Annotated in this window: 2 protein-coding genes; both read left to right on the top strand. The window is 35.7% G+C overall.

Translation table 11 applies throughout. The annotated features are described in order from the left end of the window. Positions 1-139: 139 nt before the first annotated feature. On the top strand, positions 140-310 hold the full coding sequence (locus BM018_RS07500) for an indolepyruvate ferredoxin oxidoreductase subunit alpha (RefSeq protein ID WP_092320188.1): 171 nt from the start codon (positions 140-142) through the stop codon (positions 308-310). A 143-nt stretch (positions 311-453) separates the two neighbouring features. Next, positions 454-2,077: tetratricopeptide repeat protein (locus BM018_RS07505; RefSeq protein ID WP_143280483.1), on the top strand; the 1,624-nt coding region annotated here is incomplete at its 3' end.

Below are 2,077 nucleotides of genomic sequence, written 5' to 3' on the forward strand. Positions count from 1 at the left end.
TCTATCTTGTTTTTCCCTCCTAATACTGTTATATATTGAATACTGTTACTGCAAAACTAAATGTAAAAGATTGCAAAACTGAATGTCATATAACAATGAAAATAACAATAGAATTTTTCTATTGTGTAAGGAGAGTATTATGTCCCACTATATTAACGATGCCTGCATTAATTGTAGTTCATGTGAACCTGTATGTCCTGTGAATGCTATCAGTGAAGGAAATGGAGTTCGTGTGATCAATGAAGATACATGTATTGATTGCGATGCATGTACACCCATGTGTCCGGTCGATGCCATTCATATCAGATAATATTTTTGGTAAAAAGCCTCTAAGTATAACTTAGAGGCTTTTTTTAAATTTCTATGAATCACTCAAGATTTCCTTATATCCCCGCCGATTATTAAAGAGAAATGTTTTATTTCATCATATAGATAATCTTCGAGGAAATTTTTGTGAAAAAAATATACTTTTATTTTATTTTTATTAGTTGCTTTTTTGCACACTCATCTTACGGACAAACTTTCCTGCAAGCCCCCCAAGACGATACAGTATCCTCTATATGGGATAACCAAGACTATTTACCTCAGTCAATGATCCAACAAGTAGGAGCCGAAGCCTTAGGAAATTCAGGAATTGTAGCTCCTGTACTTCCTCCTGCACGGCAACGTATTAATATTCCAGGCGGGGAAACTATTATCCTCCCCATAGAGCAAACAGAAGGACCTTTGAATCTTTCCCCAAATGATGCAAAAGCCTACATTCTTTACAGCCGAGCAACCCTGGCATATAGAAACAGCGAATTCGAAAGCGCCCGGAAGTTGTACCGAGACCTTATCAGACGTTATCCGGATTCCAGTTACACGCCCTATGCATTATATACTTTATCACTATCCGAATCAGATTATCGAAAAAAAATTCGTATTCTCCTTACTATTAAAGAAAAGTTTACACAATTTGCCCACATGGATATCGTACTCAATGCTTTAGGTGATATTTATTACATTTTGGATGCTCAGGATGCAGCTAATGAAATTTTTGAAGAAGCAAAAACTCCCTATGCACACTATATGCGCGCTGTTTTAGCCATGGATGCCCGAAAACCAAATAGAGCTATTCAAGCAATCCGAGATTTTCTACAAACAGCACCTGATAATGAATCTGCATACAAAGCCTATCTTTTATACGCAGAAGCTCTCTTACTTTTAAAACAATACGAAAATACTCTTACTGTACTAGAAAAAGCAGTACCTTTACGTCCTTGGGCTTATGACAATGGAGCTTTACTGCTGCTATACACAGGACAAGCTTACTTCTACAACAAAAATTATAACAAAGCTTTATATGCATTCAGTCTATTACGCTTGAGATTTTCACGTTCTACAGAAGCACGAATTGCTGATCAATTCATTGCTGCTTTAGAAAAACAAAATACCATCAGCGTTGAATCTGTACCTTGGATTGCGAAAAACTTTCAAACAATTATTCAAGCTCAACCTGTTATTACATTTAAACCTCCGAATTATCCTTCAAGCAGCAATCTTGCTGCAATGCATCCGAACTTACCAAATGCCGTTGCAGAACCCAATATAGACGAAATCACCTATTTGCAGCCTATGCCTAAACCTGTTCCCAATAAGCCTCAACATTCTTTTCTGGTTCCTGTGCGGCCTGGAAACATCGAAACACGGTTAATTGTATTCACTAATAAAATATTGGTAGAAACTACTAATACTTTTACTAATATTATCACTAATAATCTATTTATAGCATTCACAAACACGATTACCAATCAGCATCTTGCAGTTCTTAATACAATTTCTACGAACTATATTACAAATATTATCAATTCTTACGTTACCAATAGAGTAAACGAATTAATTCCTATCTGGAAAACAAACTATATAATTCAGCAACAAACTAATTCTATTACAAATGTAGTTAATGTTGTTATTACCAATACCGTTAATCAATTGGTAATCAGGGATCGAACGAACATTATCCCCGTCTACCACACAAACTTGGTGACAAATATCGTGAACTCTATTATTACCAATGCACAGAATGAACTCGTGGTGC

This window comes from Brevinema andersonii (genome assembly GCF_900112165.1).
Lineage (GTDB): Bacteria > Spirochaetota > Brevinematia > Brevinematales > Brevinemataceae > Brevinema > Brevinema andersonii.